This is a genomic window from Mesorhizobium sp. ArgA1 (assembly GCF_053714375.1).
Genome location: NZ_JBSKBQ010000001.1, coordinates 668265 through 686227, shown reverse-complemented (window position 1 = coordinate 686227; position 17963 = coordinate 668265). Strand labels below are relative to the sequence as shown.

Sequence of the window (17963 nt, the reverse complement as noted above, 5' to 3'; positions counted from 1 at the left end):
AGCCGATCAGTTGCCGGACTCGATCGTCTTGATCAGCCAGACCCATCGCGGCTTGCGGATCGGCGTGTCGAAGGCGGGGTGGTCCTTGAGAGGGTAGATCAGGCGGGTCGGTCCTTGCGTCCGTCGGGTGAGCAACTCCCCGTCCTGGCGGGTTGCGAGAAGCAGAGGCCCTTCCGTCCAATCTTCGTGCGGGATTACCTGCACGTATTCGTCCACTGCCCGCAGGGTAACGGAATCCCTATCTTCCAATCCAACGGATTTGAGCACGTCTCGGAACAGAACGCCTTGAAAGATCAGTTGCCCGTTCTCGAAAGGACTTGTGGTGACGACCTTGTAGACGCCAAGCTTTTCCAACTGCCGCAGCGTGATCGGGATCGACTTGCCGTCCTTCTGAACGTTGAAAGCCACAGTCTCCGGTGGCTCGGGAAAACTGGCCGGTTCTAGCGCCCAAACGGGCAACGCACCGATCGCCAGAACAGCCAGCATCAGCAGGCTGCGCATAAGCATGAACCGGCCCTTCTTCAGCAAGGACATATCACTATCCCTCCCGCCGAGCGGACCCACTACGGATCTTGGCCGCAGGATCTCGCTGGCTAACAGTCGATACTGCCGTTGAAAGCTTAATTTTTTGGTCGGTTTCGTTTCGAAACTGGCGGCGATCGCCGACACAGGCCACTAGAGCCATGTGTAGCCCGGCTCAGAAGAAATCAGTGCTCGATCGGGCCTTTCGCCATCACCAGCGCGGTGCCGGCGGTCGTCGGGCGCTCGATCAGGCGGCGCACGCGCGGGGGTTCGTCGCCGCTGTGCAGCGCCCGTATGCGCTCGCCGACGACGGCATCGGCATGGGTGGCGCGCCGGTTGTGGCGGATGTATTCCAGCCAGGTCGGCGTGTGGTAGTGCTCGATCCAGACGGATGGATTTTCAAGGTCGCGCGCGAGCGTCCAGTTGCGGGCGCCGTCGCGGCGGCGGATGCGCCCGCGCTCGGCCATGGTGGCGAGGAATTCGGGCACGTCGTCGTCGCGGATGACATACTCGATCATGATCGCGATCGGGCCGCTGCGCGGCTTGAGGTCGAGGCCGAGATGCGGCTCCTTGAAGCGGTTGAGCGGATCGAGGTTGAGCGCGGCCTGTTGCGGCAGGGGCAGGAGCAGGCCGATGGCGCCGCCGACAAGCATGGCGATGGCCGCGGCGATCAACGCGGTTTCAGCGCCATGCGCGTCGGCAACCACGCCCCACACCCAGCTGCCCAGGGCAATGCCGCCGAAAGTCGCCGTCTGGTAGACCGAAAGCACCCGGCCGACGACCCAGCGCGGCGTCGACATCTGCACGGTGACGTTGAAGTGCGACAGCGCAATTACCCAGCAGGCGCCGCCGATGAGCAGGCCTGCCGCGGTCTGCCAGGCATTGTGGCTGATTGCGGCGTTGAAGGCGCAGACGGCGAAGCCGGCGAAGGCCATGCGCACCATCGTCTCGCTGGACAGCAATTGCCGCAGACGCACGCTGATCAGCGCGCCGCCGACGGCGCCGATGCCGAAGGCGCCGAGCATGATGCCGTAGGTCAAGGCATCGCCCTTGACAACGTCGCGCGCCACCAGCGGCAGCAGCGCCAGCACCGCGCCGGCGCTGAAGCCGAAGGCCGAGCCCCTGACCAGCACCTTGCCGATGTTGGGCGACATGGCGACATAGCGCAGGCCGGCGCCCATGGCGGCACCCAGCGTCTCGCGCGGCAGCGTCGAGACCGGCAGCTCCGGCTTCCAGCGGAAGAGCACGATGATGAGGCCGATATAGCTCAGCGCATTGGCGGCAAAGGCAGCGGCCGCACCGGCGGCGGCAACGATGATGCCGCCGATCGCCGGACCGACGCTGCGCGTCAAGTTGAAGCCGAGGGAATTCAGCGCAACGGCCGCCGGCAGCTTGTTGCGGGGCACCATGTCGCCGACCGACGCCTGCCAGGACGGGTTGTTGAGCGCCGTGCCGCTGTCGATCAGGAAGGTGAAGGCAAGCAGCGTCCACGGCGTCATCCAGCCGTTCCAGGTGAACAGCGTCAGAAGTGCGGAGATGACCAGCATGAAGACCTGGGCGATCAGCATCACCTTGCGCCGGTTAAAGCTGTCGGCGATGGCGCCGGCTACGAGTGCAAACAGCATGATCGGCAGAGTGGTCGAGGCTTGGACCAGCGCCACCTGATAGGACGAGGTGGCGATGGTGGTCATCATCCAGGCGGCGCCGACGCCCTGGATCAGGCCACCGAAATTCGACACCAGGCTGGCCGACCAGACGGCGCGAAAAATACCATGCCGGAAGGGCGCCAGCGCCGAGACGCGTTCGCTGTCCGGCTCGTCATCGATCATCAGACCTGTCCCACCTTAATGCGCTGGTTTCGTCCGCCGGGACGGCAATCATGGCATCCGTTTGAAATAGAGCACGACATCCAAAAAGGGCGAACGCCTCTTTCAAAAAGATCATGGTCCAACAACAGGGTAGCAAGGCAAAAATACGTCAGCCGGCAAGGGTTCGCTACCCAAGGCGATGTTCTCGTTGGTCCACCGCGCGAGGTATCGGACGGGGGCAAAGTCAGCTTCTGTCGCGGGCGGCGGCATGCAGGGCCTCGGTCAACGTGCCGGTCGTCTCGCCGCCGGCGTGAAGGCGTAGGAAAAGCTCCATGCCGACAAGCCGCAGCCTGGACGGTTCCTCGCGCCGCGCGAACTGGATCATGTTCTCCAGGCTCGCGGCGGGCCACTTCATGGCATCGCGCAGAAAACCGCCGCGCAGCAAAGTCTCGGTGCCGGCCGAGAATTCGGACGATATCTCGAAGCCGATCTTGCGCGCCTGGACGTTCTGACGCGGAATATGCTTTTCAGCGACCTTCCGCAAAAGCCATTTTCCTGTTTTGTCGCGGTATTTATGCCGCCTCGGCAAATGGATCGCGAAGTCGATCAGCCGGTTCTCCAGGAACGGAACCCTGAGTTCCACGGACGCCGCCATGCTCAGCCGGTCGTGCCGGTTGAGGATGTCCTGCAGATGCGAATAGAGGTCATAGAGGCAATGTCCGAGGAAGGCACGATCGGCAGGCGGAGCTACCGGCTGCAGGCGGTCGAAAATCTCGGTCTGGAGGAAATTCAGCTCGGGTGACAGGGCACGCAGGACCATGCCGCGCTCCATTTGCGAGTGGCTGCCAGCCGAGACCTTGTAGGGGGCGCGGCGCTGCTGTTCGAATTTCCGGTCGAGCGAGCGCTTCGAATGCAACAGACGCCGGGGCCACGACCAGGAACGCCATTTCCTCATGCTCAAGGCCTGCAGGGGGTAACCGCCAAACAATTCGTCGGCGCCTTCCCCGGTGAGCAGCACCTTGATGCCATCGGCCCGGCATTGTTCGGCAAGCGCCAGCAGCCCGACATGGCTGGCGTGCCAGCCATCGCTTTCAATATGCCAGATTACCCTTGGCCAAAGTTCGAAAAACCGGTTCCTGTCGACCGGCACCCGGCGCAAGGGCACGCCGACATGGCGGCCGGTGCGTTCGGCGTCTTCAGCCTCGCTGCGGCCGAGCTGCGGGTCGACGACATAACCATGGACCTCCGGCCTGAACCGCTTTGCCAGCGCCGTTATCAGGCCGGAATCGACTCCGCTGCTGCAGGCCGTGGCAACGCCGGTATCGGCGACGCAATGAAGCCCGACGCTGTCCTTCAGCAATGCCTCCAGCGTCGCCATGTGCTCCGCATCGGAGGATACGTCGCCGGTGATGCGCGCGGTCTCCAGCACGTCCAGCACATGCCAGAAGCGGCGCTTCTCGATACCGCCATCGGTGATCTTCCACAGGCCGGCGGGCGGCAGCCGCTCGATGCGGTCGAATAGGCTGTAGCTGGAATCACGGCTCTGCCAGGCCAGCCGCAAGGTCATCTCGCGTCTGTCGATATCGCGCGGGAAACCGTCGCAGGCGAGGAGTGCCTTGTCCTCCGAGGCAAACACGATCCGCTCCGGCATCTCCGCCACCGACATCGGCTTGATGCCGAGACGATCGCGGGCAAGCCACAGCGCACCGTTGCGGGCGTCGAAATAGGCGAAGGAAAACATGCCGTCGAACAGCGGCACGGCCTTTTCGGGACCCCAGTGATGCAAGGCTTCGAGAACCACTTCGGCATCGCAGATGGTTCGAAAGACGACGCCTTGCGCCTGCAGCGTCTCGCGCAGCGAGCGGTAATTGTAGACCTCGCCATTGTAGACGAGGACGCCCGGGCCGGATGCGGTCAGCATCGGTTCGCGGGCGGCGTGCGAGGGGTCAATGATGGTCAGCCGGCGGTGCCCGAGTGCCAGCCGGTTGTTGCTCCAGCCGTCATGATCATCGGGGCCGCGATGCACCAGCGCCTGCATCATGCTGGCGACATCCGACAGGTCGTTGGCGTCGATCGGGTTTCGTTTGCGCCAGACGCCGGCTATTCCGCACATGGCCTGCCGGTGAGTTCTGCCTGAGTCATGGCCTGCAATCTAGCCGGAACACGGCTGCCTGCAAGCGGTGCCTAGAACCCGTTTTCGATGCGCTCGAAGATGACGTTGGTGAAGGCCGAGATCTGGCTGCCGATGAACGGACCGGTCAGCGCCACGACCAGCATGATGGCGACGATCTTGGGCACGAAGGTCAGGGTGATTTCCTGGATCTGGGTCAGGGCCTGGATCAGCGCGATGCCGATGCCGACCGCCATGGCGACCAGCACCACCGGCGCGGAAGCGGTGAGCACCGTCCACACCGCGTACTGGACGATGTCGAGCGCGTCGGCTTCGTTCATCTGAGCCTGCCTCTTCGAAACAGGGCTAGCTGGCCGGCTTGATCGAAACGCCCGCGCCAACCGGCACTTCGGTGCCGTTCTGCAGTACCGCGATCAGGCCGTTGCTGGCAAGCTTGACGGAGGCCACGACGCCCGTCGTCTTGCCGTCGGCGGAAGTGATCGAACGGCCGATCAGGGCGTCCGCCTGCGACAGCGCCGAGGACTGCATGATCTGCTCGAGCTTGGTGTTGGTCTGCACCGATTGCTCGACCTGCGAGAAGGTGGCGAGCTGGGCGACATACTGCGTCGAATCCATCGGTTTCGTCGGATCCTGGTTCTTCATCTCGGCGATCAGCAGCTTCAGGAACGACTGGTAGTCGACCGCTGTTTTCGAAGTTTGCTGGGTGCCCTGGTTGGCGCCCGTCGGGATCGTCGTCGTCATGTCTACATTCATCAGTATCGTGCTCCCACGGCCTGCGGGCGCTGCGCACCCTGAACATCGTCATTGCCGCCAAGCGCGCGGCGTTCGAGCGGATAAAGCGCGCGGATCGCCTTAAGCGCTTCATAAATGTGGTCTTCACCGACCATGCGGTCGATCTGCTTCAGCGCGCTGTTGATCTGCTCGTCCTCGAAGCTTGCGAGCAGCAGGGGGAGTGAGCGGCGAAACATGGCGCGCGCCTCGACCGCGCCGGCCGGGTTCATCAGCATGACCTGCAGGATGAAGTAGAGCTGCTTCAGCGGTGTCGAGGCCTCGTCGGCCTGGATGACATGGTTCTCGAGCAAAAACTGCACATCGTTCATCAGCTCGACGGTGACCTTGCGGTCGACGCGGATGACGGCGCCGTTGATGTAGATCTTCTCGTTCGGCTTCAGCGATATCTTCAACGTGTTGGTCATTGAATGCCGTCCCGGATGATCTGGGACACTTCGATCAGGCCTTCGAAATTGTCGGTGCGGCCCTGGCGGATGTCCTCGGCCTCGCGCAGCAGCCACAGGCCGATGGAGATGAGGTTGGCGCGCAGTTCCTTGGGAAGGACATTGTCGCTGGAGCCGAGATCCTCGACGAAGGTGGTCCAGACCCGGTTGGTGAAGTGCAGCGCCTCGACCGCCTCCATCGAAGTGTGACCGACAGCCGCCGCTGCTGCCAGCATCTCGATCGAGCGGGTCAAAAGCTGCCGCTCGCGATCCTTCGCATCGGCAACGGAGTCGGTCTGAACGTCGGCGTAGGAGAATTGGTACATCGTTTGGCTCTACCGTTGCGGTTGAGATTGTCAGGTCAGGTAGTTCAGCAGGCTCATCTGCTGCAGGCGCGCGGTCAGCGCGAAGGACGTCTCGATATGCTGTGTCAGATCCGCGACGCGGGTGGCTGCCTCGGCCGGATCGACGTGTTCCAGATCGAGGATATGACGTTCGAACAGGTCGACCTGCGTCTTCATCCGGTCGCTGGCGTCGGACACACGCTTCTCGGCAAGACCGGTCTCGGCCTGTAGCTGGCCGAGTCCGCCCAGCGCCTCGCCGACCATCGCCTGGGCGCGGCCGACAACGGCGGTCTTCGCCGCCTGACTGATGTTGCCGGAGAGCAGGCCGGTGACCATGGCGGAAGCCATCGCAAGTTTGCGGATGCTGTCGTCATTGGCGCTGGCCGATGTCTGGGTGGTTTCGCCGAGCGAAATGCGGCTGACAATCTGCTGGTCGGTGGCGTTCGACCAATTGGCCTGCCAGCCCGCGCCCATGAACTGCGGCACGACATTGCTGGTGATGAAGGCGTCCATCTGGGCGGCGGTGATGTTGGCGGCGAGCGGGTCGTTCTGCGTGAAGCCGAAATAGGACGAGAAGGAAGCGTCGAATGCCGCCTTGGCGGGTGAGCCGGTGGCGGTGAAATCGTCGATCGGCTTGACGTCGGTATTGGTGCCGGCAAACAGATATTCGCCGTTGACGCTGGCGTTGAGGATCGAGGTCATCTGCTGCACGGCGGCCTTGCCGGCTTGCTGTGTGATGGTGCTCGAGGAATTGCCGGCGGCGGTCAGCGCGGTCAGCAAATTCTGCGCCGTGTCGGAAAGCTGCCCAAGCGCATCCTGGGTCGAAGACAGCCGGGCGGTGACCAGCGAATTGGAATCGATGATGACATTCAACCGGTCGAGATCGCGCGAGAAGGTCACCGCCTGCGAGGTGCGCGCCCCGAGTGCCAGGCCGACATCGGCGACGATGCCGGTCGTCGATTCCTTGGTGGCTTTGACCAGTTCGGCCTGCATGCGCATCTGCTGGTAGCGCGCGGCGTTGGAAAGGGCGGCTGAGGAGACGGATGTGGCTTTCATGGCTTATCCCACGGCATCGAGCAGGGACGACAGCATGTCGTCGACGGTCTTCATCATGCGCGCCGAGGCCTGATAGGTGTGTTCGAGGTCGAGCAGCAGCGACATCTCCTGATCGACATTGACGCCGGTGTCGTTGGACAGCGCCTCGGCGGTGCGCGATGCCAGCGCTTCCTTGGCGTCGGCGTTGGTCGAGGCTTGCTGGCGCTGGCCTTCGAACCAGCCAATGGCGTTGGCGGCGTAGTCGGAGACGCTGGAGGTGACGGTGATGCCGGCCGAAGCGTCGAAAGGCATCGGCTTGTCGAGCTTGTCGCCATAGCCGATCAGCAGCTGCGAATAGGAGGCGTTGGCGGCGGTGTTGGCGATATAGGCGACTCCATTGGCGCCGCCGTCGCGCAGCAGAACCGGATTGCCGCCGACGCTCGGATCCATTGCGGCGTTGACCTTGATCGAGCCGGCAAGGCCGTCGATCAACGTACCGGCGGCCGGAATGGCGGGTGCGCCCGACCAGGTGAACAGGCCTGTCCGGTCGGGCTGCGCAGGTGCGGTTTCGGCAAAGGCCGTGATCAGGCCACGCGCGACTTCGTCGAGTTGGCTCTGCATGGTCGCAGCGACGCCGTCACGCAAGGTGATCAGTCCGGCGAGTTTGCCGTCGGCGCTGGTGTTGCCGCCGGTGCCGGCGCGGACCGGCACATTGTCGATATAGATGGTGTTGCCGGGCGTGCCGGCGGTGTAACCCGCCGACGGCGTGAAACTGACCGAGCGCGGAATGGTTTCGAACAGCGTCGTGCCGTCCTTGGTGGTGATGACCATGTCGTTGTCGCCGCGCGTGAAGGTCGATACCGGAACATAGTCCGCGATCTTCTTCAGCAGGGAGTCGCGCTGGTCGAGCGCGTCGGATGCGTCGGTGCCCGAGCGGGTTGCGGAGATGACCGCCTTGTTGGCGTCCTGGAACTGGCTGAGCAGCGAGTTGAGATCGTCGACGGCCGTTGATATCTCGCCATCAGCCTGGGTGCGGAAATCCTGGATCGCGTTGGTGCCGTCGTTCAGCGCGCGCACCACCTGCTGTGCCGCGTCGATGACGCTGGAGCCGAGGTTCTGGTTGGATGGCGTGGCGGCGTAAAGCTGCAGCGCGTTCTGCAGATTGCCGATCGCGGTGGAAGCAGAGGAGGAATTGTCGACGCCGTTGACGGCAACGGCGAGGCGGTCAATGCCGCTGTAGAGCGTGCTCTGGCCGCTCCAGGCCGATTGCGCGCTGAGGTTCTGGCGAAACAGCAGGGCATTGGCCGCGCGCTGGATCTCCACCGAGCGGGCGCCCGGCGCGCTGCTGACGACGACCGCCGTGCGGCGGGCGTAGTCGGGATTGCTAGCGTCGGCAATGTTGCGGGAAAGGACGCTGGTCTGCTTCGACGTGGTCTGAAGCGACTGTTGGGCTATGGTCAATGCGGAAGTCAGCGACATGCGGGTCTTTCACGAGGCCAGTGGGAGGGGGATGACGTTTCTGCCCTGTCGGCGGCGTCAGCGTTCGGAAACCTCCAATCCCAAACCACACCAGCCGGTTTGCCGGTGTGGCCTTGAATTCGAACTCCGCGCACCGCGCCGCTCTGGTTTAAGTTCATCCCACTAGCGCCCGTCGTTTATCTCTTCAGGTTGACAAGGACATCCATGAGGTCGGAACCGGTTTGGAATACTTTCGAGTTTGCGGTGTAGCTGCGCTGCGCCGCAATCATGTTGGTCAATTCCTCGGCGATATCGACGTTGGAATTTTCCAACGCGCCGGAGATGATGCTGCCGAGCTTGCCTTCATTGGCAAAGCCGATGCGCACGGTGCCGGAGTCGGTGCTCTGTGCATAGACGTTGCCGGGCAGCGCGGTGAGGTTGTCGGCGCTCTGCACGTCGGCCAGCGGAATCTTGAACAGCGGCTTGGTCGAACCGTCCTGATACTGGGCGTAGATGACGCCGTCCTCGCCGATCTGGATCTTTTCTATGGTGCTGGGTGCGTTGCCGTTGACCTTTGCCTCGGAAACGGTGAAGCCGGTGCCGAGCTGGGTCAGCTTGGATAGATCGAGATCGAGCGACGCACCGCCCGGTACGGGGATCGTAATTGAGTTGACAGCGCCGGTGAGTTTACCGGTGGTGGTGTCGAATGTCAGGTTGGCCGAGGCCAGCGCACCGCCGGTATAGGGGAAGGACGTGCCGGGCGTCGCCTTGGACTGGTCGAACACCGAAACCGACCAGGTGCCGGTGCCGGTGTTGGTAAAGTAGACGTCGAGCAGCTTCTTGTTGCCGAGATTGTCGTAGGTAACCATCGAGGATTTCGACGTGTACTCTGCCGTCGCGCTGTTGGTGGACGGCAGCGGCCCGGCGGGCGGGGTGGCGCCCGCGGGCAGATTGGCGTTGAAGTTTCCCGAGGTGCTGGGTGTCGCCGTCATTTCCTGGTCGGAGATCTCGACGGGCACCAGGCCTTCGAAACCGTTGGCGGTGGCAGCAGGCGTGCCGTTGGCGTAGCTGTAGGCCATCAGCTGGTAGCCGGCGGCGTTGACCAGCCTGCCCTGGGCGTCGGGAACGAAAGCGCCGGCGCGGGTGAGGAAAGGCGTTCCGCTGGGGTCCTGGACGACGAAGAAACCGTTGCCGTTGACCGCAAGGTCGGAAACCGAGGTTGTGTACTGAAGCACGCCCTGGGCGCTGATTGCCGAGCGGATGGTGGTGTTGACGCCGCCGGAATTGTAGGCGCCGCCGACCTGCGGCATGATCAGCGTCGAAAACTCGGCGGAGGATCGCTTGTAGCCGGTGGTGTCGGAATTGGCGATGTTGTCGGCTGTCGCCGACAGGCGATTGGCCTGTGCATTCATGCCGGAAACGCCGGTCCGCATCATTCCGTAAAGGCTCATCGAAACGTCTCCTCAATGCCCATGTCTGTGGTCGCGAGGGTATGATTTCTGTCTTGCGCGAGGCTGGCGCAGACCGCCATCAGAACACCAGCCGGTAGCCGAGGAAGCGCTTGGAATCGATCGGGTCCTGGCCGAGCTTTTCGCGCAGCTTCTTGCGCAATTTGGAGATGTGGCTCTCGACCACGTTCTCCTCGACCTCTTCGTCGAAGATGCCGTAGATGGCGTTGAAGACCTGGGTCTTGGTGACGCGGCGGCCGCGGTTGCTCGCCAGATATTCGAGGATGCGGCGCTCCCGGCGCGGCAGAGGCAGCGGCTGGCCATCGATCTCTGGATCGCGGCCGTCCATGAAGATGCGCATGGCGCCGATCTCGGTGTAGCTGACGTCCTCATGGGCGCGGCGGCGGATGGCGGTGATGCGGGCCAGGATCTCTCTGATGTGGACCGGTTTGCGGATGACGTCGTCGACGCCGCTCTCGAATAGTCGCAGCGTATTTTCAAGCGAGTGCTGTTCGCTGAGCGCGATGACCGGAGCGCCGGTGCGATCGCGGATCTGGCGTGGCGAGATGGCGCCTTCGCGGCAATCGCCGATGAGGAAGGCGCGGACCGACTTCAAATCGGTGTCGGCAGCCGATGTCACCCACTCGCCGAATTCGCCAGGTGCGAAGCCCGCACAGGCGACCCCCTCGCGATCGAAAAGTGAATTATACCCCTCAGTTACGAGCTCACGCTCGTCAACGATTACAATCATCGGCCCGCCCTTCCGAATCAGATCATCTGCCCCGTGGCAAAAGGCGTATCCGGTGCCGTGAATCCTGAAAAACCATCATTTCTTGTAACTATTTTCTTGGGAGTTATTTCGTGATCCGCAATAAAGCCGGCCGGTTGGTTGTATCGATGGCTGCGGATGCGGGGTGACGTGTACGTCACTTTCCGCAGAAGGGCTCGTGGCCCCCGCGAATGACGAATGCATCTATGGGTTGCAGAAGGCGCGGGCGTTTGGCGTCCATTTGCCGAAGCCGGTGGCCACCATGTTGGAGATGACGCGGCAGACATAAAACTTCTGCGCGGGATCGTTGTCTGGGCCAGCATGGTAGCGGGCGACGGCCATTGACCAACTGACATGACGGGCATGCAGGCTGGCCAGGAAGCGCGCAGCATAGTCGACATTCTGGCGCGGATCGAGCATATCGTCGACGCTGCGGAAATGCGCGGCGTGATAGTGATGGTTGATCTGCATGCAGCCGAGGTCGATGAGCGTCTTGCCCTCGCGCCGGGCTGCTTCGAAGGTAGCCAAGGCCTCGCTTCGGCTTCTCGGAAATACCGCCTTTCCCTCTATATTCAATGCATTAGGCTGTAGACTACCCCTCTTGCCGGTTTCGGTAAGGCCGACTGCATAGAGGATGCCGGCCGGCACGCCATAGCGATCGGCGGCGCGCAGGATCTCGGGCTCGCAAGGGTTGGTGGCGGCGTTGGCGGGGCTGGCCGAGAGGCTAGATAAACATATCGTCGCCAGCGCGCTCGCGAGCAGGCGCACCGGGGCGGCCGAATTCCTGGGCATCGTCATTGCGGTTTCTTCCCGACTGCTGGCCGCCCGAACCCGCATTGTTGCCGCTCGAGTTTCCGGGTTGAAAAGCCGACTGGTCGCGGCCTTGCGGCATCGGCTGGGGGTTGCCTGCATCGCTGCGCGCCGGGACGTGGGCTGCTATCGAGGGTTGCAGGATGATGACCTTGTCGACATCGAAGCCGAGCCCGCGCAACGACTTCACGATGGCGTCGCTGTCGGTGGCGAGACGGCGATAGGCCTCATGGGTTTCGGGCTTCAATTCTATCGAAAGTTGTTCTCCGGCGAGCCTGAGACTGGCAGTGACCATACCCAGTTCGGCGGGGTGAAGCTCGATCTTCAATATATGTGTCGGAACGGCAACAGAACCGGCCGTCTGGGCGGTCGTCGACGGCGTCGAAACCGCTTGCCGCAGGCCGTTGTCCGAGGCGAGTGCGTCGATCAAAGCTGAGGTCGTCTGGTTTATCGGGCTTTGCGCCGGTGCCGGGAAACTTTGCTCGGCGACAATGTCGACGCGCCCGGCGGACGGTGCCTGTTTTCCGGATGCGGAGGATGCAGTGGACTGCGCGGCTTCGACGCCCTTTGTCGACAAAGCTGACCGCTTTGCGGCGGGCGCGGACCTCTCGCTTGCCGGCTCGCCCGCCTGCAGAGCTGGGGTCGCGCCATCCGGGCTAGGCAGTTTGCTGGCCTCGGGCCCTATTGCGGCCAGCTTTTGCCCCTGATGCTGCGCGGAAACGTCAGCGCCGGCCCTGGCCCGTTCGGGCCGCGGCTCCGTGTCCAGGCTGTTGTCGGGGCCGGATGTCGCGCGGAATTTCTTCAACGTCAGAGGCGGCGCAGAAGCGGTTTCGCCGTCGAGCGCCGGTTGCTCAGTCTGTTCATTCGTAGCGACGCCGTTCCCGCTCGCCCTGGCCGCCGAGAAACGGCTGATGTCATGCAGCGCTATCAGTAAAGGCAACTGGTCCTGAAGTGGCGATGTGCCTGTGCCTTGTCCGACCGCCTCGGCGTCGGCGGACCCTTTGTCCTGATCGCCGTCGACAGGGTCTTTTTCGGCTTTCCCGACAACCGGTTTGGAGGCCGTCTTGCCCGTCTCTGCGTGTGCAGTCTCGCCCCTGGCGGGATCGGCTGTGCCGCGTCGGGTCCAGCGTGGCTCGTGCGGCGCGGCCTCGATTGCTCCCTGGCCTTTCTGCGTCGGCGGATTGTCCTCGCCGCGCACCAGTTCACCGAAGCTTTTGTCGTCGCCTTTGGCGTTCGGCGCCGGCTGCTTCGATCCAGCGTGCACGGCCGCAAATCCCGGCAGGGCCTGGGCAACATTGGTGGTCATTTCGGGGCTGCTCCAAGCATCTGGTCGATCAAATCGAGCTGGCGGCGCGTCTTGGCCATGGCGGCGTCGGTGGGATCGGCGGGTTCGGCGCCGGCAGGTGCCGATGCCGGCACGACAGGGGCCGCATCACCGGCGGTGGCGACTGCAGGCGCTTCCGGTGCCTTTGTCCGAGGCGTGCTCTGTGCCTGCGCGGCTAGTTCGCCTGGCGCTTTCGGCTCGTCGGTTGCGGCCGGTCCGCCCGAAGCTGCAGCAGCTGGCTGTTCTGGCATCGCGCCTTCGACCGGCGGCAATTCGGGCTCGTCGGGGTTTGCCGCTGCCGCGCTCTTGACCGGCTGCTGTTCGGCCTCGGCAGGCGCGGGCTTGCCGGCAGGCAGCGGCGCCGGCGGCGCGATCACTTCGCCGGCCACGGCCTGCGCGGCATCGAGCAAGTCGCGGTCGCTTTGCGAAAGCTGGCTGCGATCGATCTTGTCCAGCTTGGCGCGGACCTCGTCGATGGTGCCAGACGTCACCGTGGACAGGCTGGAATAGAGTTGCGCACGCGGGTCGTCCTGATTGTGGATGCCGTCGCGGCCCTGTTCGGCCCTGGCCGACGCAAAGGCGGAGAGATCGGCGAGGCCGTCGATCGCGGCACGGCGGGCAATGCGCAGGAAGATCACCTTCTCGCGCTCGGGATCCATCATTGAGGTGATGTCGGCGAGCTTGTCCTGGCTGATCGCCATATGGAGCGTGATGACGCCGGAAACGAAGGCGTCGGCAAACTGGCTGGCATAGGGCGAATAGAGATAGTCCTCGACATATTGGGTCGAGGCGAGCGCGAAGCGCGCGCCGTCGCCTTGCGCGGCAGCAATGCCGACCGAGCGGCGCAGCGCCGCTTCCTCGACCAGTGTGCCGGGGCTGAGCAGGCGCGCATCGTCGAGCAACGCAAGCGCCGTGCGCGGTTCCTCGGTAGCCAGCAGCGAACCCTTGACCAGCGCCAGGAATGCGCCGAGATCGGCCGGCAGCGTCATCGGGTCGATCGGCTTCAGCGCTTCGATCGCGGCCGCCGGGCGGCCGTTCAGATAATCGACAATACCCTTGGCGATGGCCAGGCTTTGCGGGTCGGTCTTGGCGCGCGACACCGCCGCCTCGACGGTGACGGGATTGCCGCCGCTCATGCCATAGACCAGCAAGGCGCGAAAATTCTTCGGGTCGCTGAAATCGTCCGCGTCCGCCGCGCGCAACCTTGTGTCGGCCATTTCGAGCAGCTTGGCCTGCATCGGCAGCGCGGCATGGTCGCCGGCGGCGATGCGGTCCTGCACCAGCTGCAGCGAGCGCACCAGCTGATAGGGCTGCAAGCCGTCCTCGGCAAAAGCTGCCGGCGAGTGGACAGTGCTCAGCAGCAGCAGGCCGATGGCGCGGCCGATGATGGCGGAGCGCCTCATCCGTCGGTCGCCATCAGGATCTCGATGCGTCGATTGGCGGCGGCCATTGGATCGGCTGCAACCTTCGGCTCGCGGTCGGCGAAGCCGGCGACTTCGGTGATGCGGCGCTCGTCGACGCCGCCGCGCACCAGCATGTAGTAGGCGGAATGGGCGCGCGCCGTGGACAGCCGCCAATTGTCGTAGGTATCGCTGCGGAACGGTCGCGCATCGGTGTGGCCGTTGATGCTGATCGTGCCTTTCTGCTCATTGACGATGCGGCCGATCTTCTCCATTGCCAGCACCAGTTCACGCCGCGGCACCGCAGATCCGATCTCGAACATGCCGAAATCGAACTGGTCGGTGATCGAGATGACGACGCCCTTGTCGGTGGCCTCGACGGAGACGCCGTCGTGCAGTTTGTCGCCAGGCTTGAAGGCCTCGGCCAGTTCCTGCTTCACCTGCGCCGCGGCCTTGACGGCGGCAGCACTCGGCGTCTTTTCCGCGGCTTCGGGCTTGGGTGCTGGTTGTGCTTCGGCGGCTTCGGCCTTTGCAATTTCCGCCTTTTCGGCTTCAGCCTTGGCCTCTGCTTTGGCTTCCGCCTTTGCTTCAGCCTTGGTAGTTGGCTTGTCGGATGCGGATTTCGCCAGCGGCTCGAGCGGCGGCGCGGTCACCGGCAGCGCTGGCGGCACGGCCTTCACTTCAGCCACTTGCTCCTTTGCGGCCTTGTCGCCGGGCTTCACAGGATCGCCTTCGATCTTGCTGCGTTCGGCGGTGGCTTCGGCGCCTGGTGCGGCCACCTGCTGCGACCAGAAATCCGGCGCGAAGGGGTCACGGTAGGATTGGCCGCCCGATGCGCCGGTGGCCGGGCCGGACGCCTGTGCGCCGCCATCGCCCTTTTCGCTGACATTCTGCATGACGCCGGTGTCGGTGGCGATTTCCGACAGCACCGCATAGGGATCGGCAAACAGATGCTCGTCGGAAAGGTCTGTCTTCGGCGCTGATTCCTTCGGCTGCTTCTTGTCTGAGGTGCCGGCGCCCCCGATGCCGTCCTGTCCGGCCTTGCTGGTCTTGTCCTTCGGGTCGTCAGCCGTCAGCCCGACCTTGCTCGGGCCATCGCCGAGGTCTTCGAGGCCCTTGCGGCTGGCGTTGCGGTCGACCAGCTTGACCGGGTTGAAATAGCTGGCGACGGCGGCCTTGGTCTGCTCGTTGGCGGCATTGATCAGCCACATGACGAGGAAGAAGCACATCATGGCGGTCATGAAATCGGCAAAGGCGATCTTCCAGACGCCGCCATGATGGGCGTCGTCGTGGTCGTCGTGGTTGCGCCGCACGATGATGATTTCGTGCCTGGGTTCTGCAGCGTCGGCAACGCTCATGACAAGTCTCCGTTCATGAGAGGGCCTCGGACAAGGTAGAAGACCATTCGGCAATGCGGGTTTCGAATACCGCCTCGTCAATGGCGACGGTAAGATCGAAGCCGGGCGCCTCGACGAAATCGAGATTGGCCGCGCGTTGGCCAAGCGAAACCTTCAGCGTCTCGAATAGCGACAGCGGCCCGCGCACGGCGATGCGCACCGCCTCGCTGTCGCCGACGGCTTCGCGGATCGTGCCGGCAAGGGCTTCCAGCGAGCGCTTCTGCAGATCGTCACTGACGATGCCGCCAATGATGCGGGCAACGGTGGCGCCGACAAGCTCGCTGACCTTCGCCTCCATGGTGTCGATACGGGCAGTGACAGCTGTGCCAAGATCACCGCCGAAGCCTTCCAGGAAAACCCTCGCTTCATCGGCGCTGGCCTGACGCTCTGCTTCGAGCGCCGCCTGGTGGGCAACGGCAAGGCGCGCCTCGAGCGCCGCTTCGGCATCGATGACTGCTTCGGCGATCAGCGCGCCGATGTCGGCCTGCGGCGGCGTCTCCGGCCTTGGCTCGGCCTGGGTCGCGAGCGGTGGCTGGCCGGCGCGCTGGGTGCGTGCGCCGAAATCCGGCAAAAGGTCGAAAAGCGCTGCCGAGGCCATGGTCTACACCGCTGCTTCCTGGGCGGCCCATTTGCGCAGGATCTGCGCGGTGCGCTCCTCGTTGAGATCGACCATGCGGGCAAGCCGTTCCTGCGGCGCCGGCCTGATCTTCTGGCGAAGATCGTCGAGCGGGGTCGGGCCGGGGCGGCTGCCGGGCAAGGCAGCCGGCGCAGGTTCGGCACTGGCGGTTTCGGGTGTCGGCAGCGAACGCTGGACATCGTCGAAACTCGGTCCAGGCAGTGCCGGTGTCGGCCGCGCGGTCAGCGCGGCGGCCATCGGCCTCAGGCCGAAGAAGGCGACCAGGAACACCACGACGATGAAGGCGCCGGCATTGATCAGCGTGCCAGTATACGTGCCGATCGATGCCAGTATGCCCGGCTGTTCGATCGGCTCGCCGTCGAGCCCGTCGATGAACTCGACCGCCGAGACGTCGATGACGTCGCCGCGCTTGTCGTCGAAGCCGGTGGCCGAGGCCACCATCTTCTGGATGTCGGCGACGCGCTTGGCGATCTGCTCGGGCGTGGCGTCCTTGCCGAGGATGGTCATCAACCGCTGCTGGTTGACGACGACGGCGATCGACATTTTGGTGACAGAATAGCCGTTTGAGACGGTGGCGATCTTCTTGGAATTGATCTCGTAATTGGTGATCTCTTCCTTGCGGTCGTTCGCCGACGATGTCTGCGGGCCTTCGGTGCTGGTCGCCTGGGTCTCCGGCAGGTTCTGCTCGACGCTGGCCGGTGTCGAGGCCTGCTTTTGGTTGCTGTTTTCGTTGGCGCGCACCGACTGCACCGAACGTTCGACGCGCGACTCCGGATCGAAGATCGTCTCTTCGGTCTGGCGGGTGTCGGTGTTGACATTGGCCTTGACCGAGGCGCGGAAATTGTCGGGGCCGAGATAGGGTGTCAGCGCGCGGCGGATGTTGTCGCCGATCTGCGCCTCCACGGTCTGCTCGACGCCGAGCGTGCGGGCGGCGCTGGTGTTGGAGGGATCATCGCCCGCAGCCAGCAGATTGCCGTTGGAATCGAGCACCGTCACCTTGTCGGCCGACAGGCCAGGCACGGCGGCGGCGACGAGGTGGCGGATCGACATGGCGCTCTTCTCCGCGTCGATGCCGGCGTAGCGGATGACGACCGAGGCGGAGGGCTGCTGTTCGTCGCGGCGGAAATTGGCGCGCTCGGACATGACGATGTGGACGCGTGCCGCCTTGATGCCGGCGATGGACTGGATGGTGCGGGCGATCTCGCCTTCCAGTGCGCGCACCCGGGTGATCTGCTGCATGAAGGATGTCAGGCCCATCGCGCCGACATTGTCGAACAGTTCGTACCCCGCATTGGCGCTGGTCGGCAGGCCCTTCTCGGCAAGCAGCATGCGGGCCTGGGCCGTGGTGCCGGCCGGCACCAGCACGGAAGTACCGTCGGAGCCGACGTCGAAGCCAATGCCGGCCTCGCCGAGCACCAGGCCGATCTGGTTCACGTCGGAACGATCGAGCCCGACATAGAGCGTCTCATAGGCGGGGCGGTTGAGATAGACCGAGCCGATGCCGATGACGGCCATGACCAGCGCGGCAATGCCGGCCAGCATGGCCAAGCGCCTGACGCCAAATGCCGTGAGATTCGAGATAATGCTCTGGATCTGTTGCGGCACGATTCAAGCGCTCCCAGCATGATATTCCGTGGGAACACTAGACCGCGAAGCTTGTGCGAAG

At 64.0% G+C, this 17963-nt stretch carries 17 protein-coding genes; all 17 read right to left on the bottom strand.

The features are described from left to right. Window positions 1–6: 6 nt before the first annotated feature. Window positions 7–528 carry a molybdopterin-dependent oxidoreductase gene (locus ACWGTI_RS03235; protein WP_454585763.1) on the bottom strand — a complete coding sequence of 174 codons (522 nt, stop codon included), beginning with the start codon at window positions 526–528 and terminating at the stop codon, window positions 7–9. Window positions 529–707: 179 nt separating this feature from the next. Beyond that, complete coding sequence (locus tag ACWGTI_RS03230) at window positions 708–2351, bottom strand: MFS transporter (protein WP_454585762.1); 1644 nt, start codon at window positions 2349–2351, stop codon at window positions 708–710. A 223-nt stretch (window positions 2352–2574) separates the two neighbouring features. Beyond that, the gene (gene asnB, locus ACWGTI_RS03225) at window positions 2575–4443 is read right to left on the bottom strand and encodes an asparagine synthase (glutamine-hydrolyzing) (RefSeq protein WP_454585761.1); all 1869 of its coding nucleotides are present in this window, start codon (window positions 4441–4443) and stop codon (window positions 2575–2577) included. Between the two features lie 71 nt (window positions 4444–4514). After that, window positions 4515–4781: a flagellar biosynthesis protein FliQ gene (gene fliQ / locus ACWGTI_RS03220; protein WP_127853917.1), complete on the bottom strand. Its 267-nt coding sequence runs from the start codon at window positions 4779–4781 to the stop codon at window positions 4515–4517. Between the two features lie 25 nt (window positions 4782–4806). After that, window positions 4807–5214: a flagellar hook assembly protein FlgD gene (gene flgD / locus ACWGTI_RS03215; protein WP_142865976.1), complete on the bottom strand. Its 408-nt coding sequence runs from the start codon at window positions 5212–5214 to the stop codon at window positions 4807–4809. Next, window positions 5214–5657 (bottom strand): flagellar biosynthesis repressor FlbT, encoded by a 444-nt coding sequence (gene flbT / locus ACWGTI_RS03210; protein ID WP_454574545.1) that lies wholly within the window; start codon window positions 5655–5657, stop codon window positions 5214–5216. Before flbT ends, flgD begins: the two co-directional genes overlap by 1 nt. After that, window positions 5654–6001 (bottom strand): flagellar biosynthesis regulator FlaF, encoded by a 348-nt coding sequence (flaF, locus tag ACWGTI_RS03205; RefSeq protein WP_454574546.1) that lies wholly within the window; start codon window positions 5999–6001, stop codon window positions 5654–5656. The genes flbT and flaF overlap by 4 nt, the downstream gene beginning before the upstream one ends. Before the next feature lie 30 nt (window positions 6002–6031). Continuing rightward, window positions 6032–7075, bottom strand: a complete 1044-nt coding sequence (locus ACWGTI_RS03200; RefSeq protein ID WP_454585760.1) for a flagellar hook-associated family protein — start codon at window positions 7073–7075, stop codon at window positions 6032–6034. Window positions 7076–7078: 3 nt separating this feature from the next. Then, on the bottom strand, window positions 7079–8533 hold the full coding sequence (gene flgK, locus ACWGTI_RS03195; protein ID WP_454585759.1) for a flagellar hook-associated protein FlgK: 1455 nt from the start codon (window positions 8531–8533) through the stop codon (window positions 7079–7081). Between the two features lie 176 nt (window positions 8534–8709). Beyond that, window positions 8710–9963: a flagellar hook protein FlgE gene (locus ACWGTI_RS03190; protein ID WP_454585758.1), complete on the bottom strand. Its 1254-nt coding sequence runs from the start codon at window positions 9961–9963 to the stop codon at window positions 8710–8712. Window positions 9964–10042: 79 nt separating this feature from the next. Further along, a complete protein-coding gene (locus ACWGTI_RS03185; RefSeq protein ID WP_112559323.1) occupies window positions 10043–10711 on the bottom strand; it encodes a response regulator transcription factor in 669 nt (222 codons plus the stop codon). A gap of 222 nt (window positions 10712–10933) precedes the next feature. Further along, window positions 10934–11521 carry a transglycosylase SLT domain-containing protein gene (locus ACWGTI_RS03180; protein ID WP_454586472.1) on the bottom strand — a complete coding sequence of 196 codons (588 nt, stop codon included), beginning with the start codon at window positions 11519–11521 and terminating at the stop codon, window positions 10934–10936. Next, on the bottom strand, window positions 11454–12845 hold the full coding sequence (gene fliK, locus ACWGTI_RS03175) for a flagellar hook-length control protein FliK (protein WP_454585757.1): 1392 nt from the start codon (window positions 12843–12845) through the stop codon (window positions 11454–11456). The genes ACWGTI_RS03180 and fliK overlap by 68 nt, the downstream gene beginning before the upstream one ends. Beyond that, entirely contained in the window at window positions 12842–14266 is a 1425-nt protein-coding gene (locus ACWGTI_RS03170; protein ID WP_454585756.1) for a chemotaxis protein MotC, read from the bottom strand. The genes fliK and ACWGTI_RS03170 overlap by 4 nt, the downstream gene beginning before the upstream one ends. Continuing rightward, on the bottom strand, window positions 14263–15621 hold the full coding sequence (locus tag ACWGTI_RS03165; RefSeq protein WP_454585755.1) for a MotB family protein: 1359 nt from the start codon (window positions 15619–15621) through the stop codon (window positions 14263–14265). The genes ACWGTI_RS03170 and ACWGTI_RS03165 overlap by 4 nt, the downstream gene beginning before the upstream one ends. A 13-nt stretch (window positions 15622–15634) precedes the next feature. Then, the gene (locus tag ACWGTI_RS03160; RefSeq protein ID WP_454585754.1) at window positions 15635–16258 is read right to left on the bottom strand and encodes a hypothetical protein; all 624 of its coding nucleotides are present in this window, start codon (window positions 16256–16258) and stop codon (window positions 15635–15637) included. Window positions 16259–16261: 3 nt separating this feature from the next. Continuing rightward, a complete protein-coding gene (gene fliF, locus ACWGTI_RS03155) occupies window positions 16262–17902 on the bottom strand; it encodes a flagellar basal-body MS-ring/collar protein FliF (RefSeq protein WP_454585753.1) in 1641 nt (546 codons plus the stop codon). Between the last annotated feature and the right edge of the window lie 61 nt (window positions 17903–17963).

What these genes read in the sequence shown, in the direction of transcription:
- flaF (WP_454574546.1), bottom strand. Translation starts at nt 6,001, where the DNA reads ATGTACCAATTCTCCTACGCCGACGTTCAGACCGACTCCGTTGCCGAT.
- fliK (WP_454585757.1), bottom strand. Translation starts at nt 12,845, where the DNA reads ATGACCACCAATGTTGCCCAGGCCCTGCCGGGATTTGCGGCCGTGCAC.
- ACWGTI_RS03230 (WP_454585762.1), bottom strand. Translation starts at nt 2,351, where the DNA reads ATGATCGATGACGAGCCGGACAGCGAACGCGTCTCGGCGCTGGCGCCC.
- flgK (WP_454585759.1), bottom strand. Translation starts at nt 8,533, where the DNA reads ATGTCGCTGACTTCCGCATTGACCATAGCCCAACAGTCGCTTCAGACC.
- asnB (WP_454585761.1), bottom strand. Translation starts at nt 4,443, where the DNA reads ATGTGCGGAATAGCCGGCGTCTGGCGCAAACGAAACCCGATCGACGCC.
- ACWGTI_RS03200 (WP_454585760.1), bottom strand. Translation starts at nt 7,075, where the DNA reads ATGAAAGCCACATCCGTCTCCTCAGCCGCCCTTTCCAACGCCGCGCGC.
- ACWGTI_RS03160 (WP_454585754.1), bottom strand. Translation starts at nt 16,258, where the DNA reads ATGGCCTCGGCAGCGCTTTTCGACCTTTTGCCGGATTTCGGCGCACGC.
- flgD (WP_142865976.1), bottom strand. Translation starts at nt 5,214, where the DNA reads ATGAATGTAGACATGACGACGACGATCCCGACGGGCGCCAACCAGGGC.
- flbT (WP_454574545.1), bottom strand. Translation starts at nt 5,657, where the DNA reads ATGACCAACACGTTGAAGATATCGCTGAAGCCGAACGAGAAGATCTAC.
- ACWGTI_RS03180 (WP_454586472.1), bottom strand. Translation starts at nt 11,521, where the DNA reads ATGCCCAGGAATTCGGCCGCCCCGGTGCGCCTGCTCGCGAGCGCGCTG.
- ACWGTI_RS03170 (WP_454585756.1), bottom strand. Translation starts at nt 14,266, where the DNA reads ATGAGGCGCTCCGCCATCATCGGCCGCGCCATCGGCCTGCTGCTGCTG.
- fliQ (WP_127853917.1), bottom strand. Translation starts at nt 4,781, where the DNA reads ATGAACGAAGCCGACGCGCTCGACATCGTCCAGTACGCGGTGTGGACG.
- ACWGTI_RS03190 (WP_454585758.1), bottom strand. Translation starts at nt 9,963, where the DNA reads ATGAGCCTTTACGGAATGATGCGGACCGGCGTTTCCGGCATGAATGCA.
- ACWGTI_RS03185 (WP_112559323.1), bottom strand. Translation starts at nt 10,711, where the DNA reads ATGATTGTAATCGTTGACGAGCGTGAGCTCGTAACTGAGGGGTATAAT.
- ACWGTI_RS03165 (WP_454585755.1), bottom strand. Translation starts at nt 15,621, where the DNA reads ATGAGCGTTGCCGACGCTGCAGAACCCAGGCACGAAATCATCATCGTG.